Genomic DNA, 5,756 nt, shown 5'->3' on the forward strand with positions numbered 1-5,756 from the left:
TCTAACATATATTTTACAAAGTTAGCACCGATAAACCCAGCACCACCTGTTACAAGATACTTCTTCATTAAAGCTCCCCCTTCTCTCTCATCTCTTGTAAGAATCTATCTATTCCACTTTCCCAAGTTGGTAGTTTCTCACCTATTACACTTTCTAACTTACTACTATCTAACTTTGAATACTCAGCTCTAGGTGCCGGTAATACGAAATCACTGCTTTTCGCTTTGTTCAGAGTCCCAGTCCAACCAATACTTTCTAAAACATACTTTGCTTGGTCATACTTTGATGCAACTCCACTATTACTCAGATGGTAAAGACCATATTTTTTAGTTTCTATCAACTTCAGTGAGTAAAGTGCTAAGTCATACGAATATGTTGGCACCGATGTTTGGTCATCTACAATTCCTAAAACATCTCTAGACTTACTCCAGTTGATAACTTGTTTGTTGAAGTTGTTGTTGGCTATACCAAAAACCCAAGAGGTTCTGATAACAAAACTGTTCTCATAAGTTTCTAAAACCAATCTTTCACCCTCAGCCTTCGCCTTTGAGTAAACAGAAAGTGGACTAACCTCATCTTCCTCTGTATATGGTGATTTTTTCTTCCCATCAAACACAAAGTCAGTACTGTATGTAACATACTCTGCACCTATCTCTTTTGCAACGATTGCTAAATCTCTTGGTGCATATGCATTTAGTTTATAGCACATCTCAGACTCTTCCTCGGCTTTATCTACATTATTATATGCAGCACAGTTTATAATTAGCTTTATACCTTTACCTTTTACAAACTCTCTAACTGCATCTATATCTGTTATATCTAGCTCTTTATAATCTGTAGCTATAAAGTCTAAATCTTTCTCTTTAAAGATTCTACTAAAATCATGTCCTAACTGTCCGTTAGCTCCTGTTATTAGAATCATCCTATCACCACACCACTTTTTACAAAAGCAGCTAAAGTTTGTTGAAGTTTATCCTTTTCAGATAGTAAAATAGTATCCTCTGATAACCCATATTTTTCAAAATTCCACTCTATACCTACCTCACTGTCGTTCCAAAGAATTCCCGAATCAAACTCTGGTGCGTAGTAGTCTGTACATTTATATAAAAACTCAGTGTTATCCTCTAAAGTTAAAAACCCATGTGCAAACCCAGGTGGGATATAAAACATCTTTTTGTTTTCAGCAGTTAACTCTACTAAGTAGTATTTTCCAAAAGTAAGAGAGTTTTTTCTTAAGTCCACAGCTACATCTAATACAGCTCCAGCTGTTACTCTAACTAATTTTCCTTGAACATGTTGCGTTTGGAAATGCAGTCCTCTAAGAACTCCTTTTTTAGATTTAGAGTGGTTGTCTTGAACAAACTCGATATCCATTTCAATCTCTGCGAAATCTTTACGAGAGTAGCTCTCCATAAAGAAACCTCTATTATCACCAAACACTGTTGGTTCTATTACTATTAAATCCTTTATTCCTGTTTCAACTCTATTAAACTTTGCCATTATCTCTCCTTGATCAAATCCATTAAGTATTCACCGTAATGTGATTTTAACAGTGGCTTTGCTAAAGATTCTACCTTTTCGGCAGTTATCCATCCATTTTTATATGCTATCTCTTCTAAACAAGCTACCATTACACCTTGACGACTTTGGATTGTTTTAACAAAGTTAGATGCTTCTAATAGTCCATCATGAGTTCCTGTGTCTAACCAAGCCATTCCTCTACCTAAGCTCAGAACATTTAGAGTTCCTTCGTTTAAGTACATCTCGTTTAGAGTTGTTATTTCTAACTCTCCTCTATGAGATGGCTTAACTTTTTTAGCTTTCTCTACAACTGTGTTGTCATAGAAGTATAATCCTGGGATTGCAAAATTAGATTTTGGTACCTCTGGCTTCTCTTCTAGTGATATAGCCTTTCCATTCTCATCAAACTCTACCACGCCAAATGACTTTGGATTGTTAACGTAGTATCCGAATATTGTAGCTCCAGTTTCCCTCTTAGCTGCCTCTTTTACAATACCAGTTAATCCGTGGCCATAGAACATATTGTCCCCTAATACTAAAGCACAAGAGTCATCTCCAATAAAGTTTTCTCCTATTATAAATGCCTCTGCTAATCCATTTGGTGCATCTTGGATAGCATACTCAATCTTTAATCCTAAGTCTTTTCCACTACCTAATAACTCCTCGAAAGTACCAATATCTCTAGGTGTAGATATTATTAAAATATCACGAATACCTGCTAACATCAGTACTGACAATGGATAATAGATTAGTGGCTATAGCGATAGGTAACTCTTTGATATTATCTCTAAGTTTTCCCCCGCTCCACACCGTGCGTGCGACTTTCACCGCACACGGCGTTCCATCATAATTTTAACAGTTATATTTATTTAGAAATTGTTTTTAATAATTTTTGATACATCTGATTTTCAGGAAGATATTCTTTGGCATTTTCACTAGTTAATAACTTTTTGAATTTATATTTTAAAAGGATTAAATTATCCATTTCATCTGTTCCAACCTTTTCTTTAGGAAGTATATGATGCACATAAAATTTATCACGTCCCCCTATGTATTCTTTTGTTATTTCACAAGTTGAATTCCTAAGAAATCTTAGTTTTGATTTAATTTTTTCCCATTCAATAGCCTTTAAATTACTTGTCTCCTTAAGCTCTTCATCCATCAGGTCAAATTTTTATTTCTTCGCTGAATATGATTTTACAATCTTATACTTATAAGCTACTATCGTATACAAAGTAACTCCAGCGACATTCCATACTTTAAAGTTATAATTTTTATATCTTCTACAGTAGGAAGTGTCTTTAATGTAATTACGTTTGCCGAATAAATTTTTCAATTTTCTTCCCATATTATATCCTATTTTTGCCATATCTTGACTTACCATTGTTGCAATTCGATAATAGTTTTGAATTCCTGCTATTACCGTATTATATTTTTGCACTTGACTTTTATTGCGATAGTTCTTTTTATATTTATCTTTGCTTTATTAGATATGAATGTTCTAACTGTTCTTCTGTCACGATTTTTAATTATGGTTATTCTTATCCCTAAAAATTCACTAGATTGTTTTCTAAGGTTTACTATCTTCGATTTCTTTTCAGAAATTTCTAATTTCAACTTATTTCTTAAAAACAATTTTGTTAGTTTAAAGAATTTTTGGGCCACACCTATGCTTCTACAATAAAGTTTAAAATCATCTGCATATCTAACAATTTTAACTTCGTCTAGCTTAGTTCTTATTCTTAGTGACTTTTCTTTATTTGCCGTATTCGAATATTCTCTTTCCAACTTCATTCCTGTCCATTGCCTATCAATCCACCAATCTAATTCATTTAATACCACATTAGCCGAAAGTGGTGATAACACCCCTCCTTGTGGGACTCCCTTTGAATTCTGAATTATTTCTCCTGTTGATAATTTAGTTTTGGCTTTTAACATTTCCTTGATTATCGATATTAATTTATTCTCTTTAATTCCTATCGCTCTAAGTTGCTTGATCAACTTATTATGATTGATATTCTCGAAGAAACCTTTAATATCTATATCTACTACAAAATGAAATTTTGCTATATTTATCAAGTTATTGTTTTGTGCGACAGCATGTTCAGGACTACGACCAGGTCTAAATCCGAATGAGTTTGGATGAAATTTTCTAGCTATAATTGGTCCTATAACTTGTTTTATACATTGTTGAACTACTCTATCATAGATTATTGGAATTCCTAGAGGTCTTGTTTCGCCATTACCTTTTGGAATATTAATTCTTCTAATATCACTCGCAAAATATTTTCAATGGTTTTTCCATCAACCCCGGGGGTTTTACTTCCTGAGTTCGATTTGATGCATTCAATAGCTGAATATATATTTTCATCTGATGTTATCTTGTCTATTAAACTCATAAGTTGTCCGTTTCCTTTCTTTTATTCAATTTGGAAACTTTATTTTCTCGGTTTACTACCATTCACTTATTAATTCTAAATTTAAATAACTTCAAAATTATTGACTCGGGGCTATCCCTCCACCGCTTATTATCACGGTTTCGTTGGTACTGTACCCCTACTCTCACAAGACTAAAAGAATTTCATTACTACGTAATTTATATCTACCAATACTCTAACCAAAGCTTTTCTATTGTGTCTTGCTTTCCACGTTCCGTATTTCCTATCATTGAATCTACTTAGGTGGTTACTATGAACCGGTAAGCTTGATGCTGCCTTTAACAGCATAGTGAGTTTCATAACGACAAATTTTACTAATCACCACTTACATCACATTTTGTGACTACAACATTTCTGTCATATCCGTCTATCGGTCCTTACATTCGCAACTTTGTCAGCACTTTGTGCATTCTCACCATATAGATTCGACCTCCGGCCTATCACTACCTCGACCACCTCTGGTTCGCATTTCCTCAGCTTAACCTGTTAGGGGTAGCTCTCAGCCGACTTCACCGAGCTTTATACAGTCAAGGAGTTAATTTTGTGGAAATTAACTTAGTTAATCCTTAATTGCATATCGGAGTATTAAGGGAAGCATTTCAGGGCGTTACTCCTTCATTCTACTTCTCAGAAATACAGTTCTCTATTATTTTCGCTTACTTCTAAGCTACTCTTAATATGTCGTGACTTTTCATCACGAAACGTGTCGCACTATCGTAAATCGGTGTGATTTGCTTACTAATTGCTTTTGTTACTGGGTATAATCTAGTTCCAGATCCCCCTGCTAAAATAATTCCTTTCATGCTCCACCCCTTTATATTTCTATACTTCTTAAATACTCTTTTAAATCTTCACTTGTTTCAGAACTACATAGTCCAAACTCTATATTAACTTTTAATAATCCAATTTATAGCAATAGGTAAGACTTTGAAGTTATCTTCATCTTTTACCCTGCTCCACACCGTGCATACGACTTTCACCACACACGGTGTTTCATCATAATTTTGAATCCCTAGTATTACTGAATTAAATTTAGAGACTTACAAGGCTGTCCGTCTCTTTTAAAGCTCTTTTACCTGTTGTTTGATTAGGGTTAAAATAGCTTTATTTGCTTTGTCAGGTATATATGACCTTGCAGTTAATCTTTTTCTATTCTTGATAGCTTTAAATTTTATTCCCAAAAAGATACTGTACTCTTTTCTTAAATTTACTATTTTCGATTTCTTTTCTGAGATTTCTAATTTTAATCTATCTTTCAAGAATATTTTAACTAGTTTGAACATCTTTTCCGCAGAACCTCTATTTCTGCAAAAGAGTTTAAAGTCATCTGCGTATCTAACAATTCTAACTTCTGTTAAATTTGTACCTTTCAAAGCTCTCTCTTTATTTCTAAGAAACAGGTATTCTCGTTTTGTTTTTAGACCCGACCATTGTTTATGTATCCACCAATCTAGTTCATTTAAAACTATGTTAGCTAGTAATGGCGAAAGAATTCCACTTTGACGAGTTCCCTTCTCAGATTGAATAATATCCTTGTTTTGTAATACAGTTTCCACTTTCAACATACATTTTATTATTGATAAGGTTTTCTTATCGATAGATTTAAATCACTGAAATTGTTTTATCAACTATTGGTTCTAATACCTGTAAAACATAGCTGTGCTAGTCTATCGTAGATATTAGGTATTCCTAGGGGTCTAAACTCTCCATCTCCTGGAATCTCTACTCTTTTTACCATTCCTGGTGTGTATCTGCCCTTTAAATCATATTTAATTCGTTTTACTATTTCATCTTCAA

At 33.7% G+C, this 5,756-nt stretch carries 7 protein-coding genes and 2 pseudogenes; all 9 read right to left on the minus strand.

The window, feature by feature from the left end; genetic code table 11:
* Positions 1-67: 67 nt before the first annotated feature.
* A complete protein-coding gene (gene rfbD / locus L988_RS05345) occupies positions 68-922 on the minus strand; it encodes a dTDP-4-dehydrorhamnose reductase (protein WP_047382356.1) in 855 nt (284 codons plus the stop codon).
* Positions 919-1,500 (minus strand): dTDP-4-dehydrorhamnose 3,5-epimerase, encoded by a 582-nt coding sequence (gene rfbC, locus L988_RS05350; RefSeq protein ID WP_047382357.1) that lies wholly within the window; start codon positions 1,498-1,500, stop codon positions 919-921. The genes rfbD and rfbC overlap by 4 nt, the downstream gene beginning before the upstream one ends.
* A pseudogene (gene rfbA, locus L988_RS05355) lies at positions 1,500-2,276 on the minus strand (glucose-1-phosphate thymidylyltransferase RfbA); the annotation flags it as partial. The gene rfbC and the pseudogene rfbA, both read right to left, overlap by 1 nt.
* Before the next feature lie 110 nt (positions 2,277-2,386).
* A complete protein-coding gene (locus L988_RS05360; RefSeq protein WP_047382359.1) occupies positions 2,387-2,683 on the minus strand; it encodes an HNH endonuclease signature motif containing protein in 297 nt (98 codons plus the stop codon).
* 12 nt (positions 2,684-2,695) lie between these two features.
* Positions 2,696-2,962: a hypothetical protein gene (locus L988_RS13610; protein ID WP_156111924.1), complete on the minus strand. Its 267-nt coding sequence runs from the start codon at positions 2,960-2,962 to the stop codon at positions 2,696-2,698.
* Complete coding sequence (locus tag L988_RS05365; RefSeq protein WP_081990297.1) at positions 2,941-3,792, minus strand: reverse transcriptase domain-containing protein; 852 nt, start codon at positions 3,790-3,792, stop codon at positions 2,941-2,943. Before L988_RS05365 ends, L988_RS13610 begins: the two co-directional genes overlap by 22 nt.
* A gap of 299 nt (positions 3,793-4,091) precedes the next feature.
* A complete protein-coding gene (locus tag L988_RS13615) occupies positions 4,092-4,259 on the minus strand; it encodes a hypothetical protein (protein WP_156111925.1) in 168 nt (55 codons plus the stop codon).
* Between the two features lie 413 nt (positions 4,260-4,672).
* A pseudogene (locus L988_RS13410) lies at positions 4,673-4,762 on the minus strand (sugar phosphate nucleotidyltransferase); the annotation flags it as partial.
* Between the two features lie 258 nt (positions 4,763-5,020).
* A complete protein-coding gene (locus tag L988_RS05370; protein ID WP_081990298.1) occupies positions 5,021-5,557 on the minus strand; it encodes a reverse transcriptase domain-containing protein in 537 nt (178 codons plus the stop codon).
* Positions 5,558-5,756: the final 199 nt, after the last annotated feature.

This window comes from Cetobacterium sp. ZWU0022, assembly GCF_000800875.1.
Taxonomy (GTDB): domain Bacteria; phylum Fusobacteriota; class Fusobacteriia; order Fusobacteriales; family Fusobacteriaceae; genus Cetobacterium_A.

Bases quoted from the DNA above. Each gene is read 5' to 3' on its own strand.
- rfbD (WP_047382356.1), bottom strand. From the start codon at position 922: ATGATTCTAATAACAGGAGCTAACGGACAGTTAGGACATGATTTTAGT.
- L988_RS05360 (WP_047382359.1), bottom strand. From the start codon at position 2,683: ATGGATGAAGAGCTTAAGGAGACAAGTAATTTAAAGGCTATTGAATGG.
- rfbC (WP_047382357.1), bottom strand. From the start codon at position 1,500: ATGGCAAAGTTTAATAGAGTTGAAACAGGAATAAAGGATTTAATAGTA.
- L988_RS13615 (WP_156111925.1), bottom strand. From the start codon at position 4,259: ATGAAACTCACTATGCTGTTAAAGGCAGCATCAAGCTTACCGGTTCAT.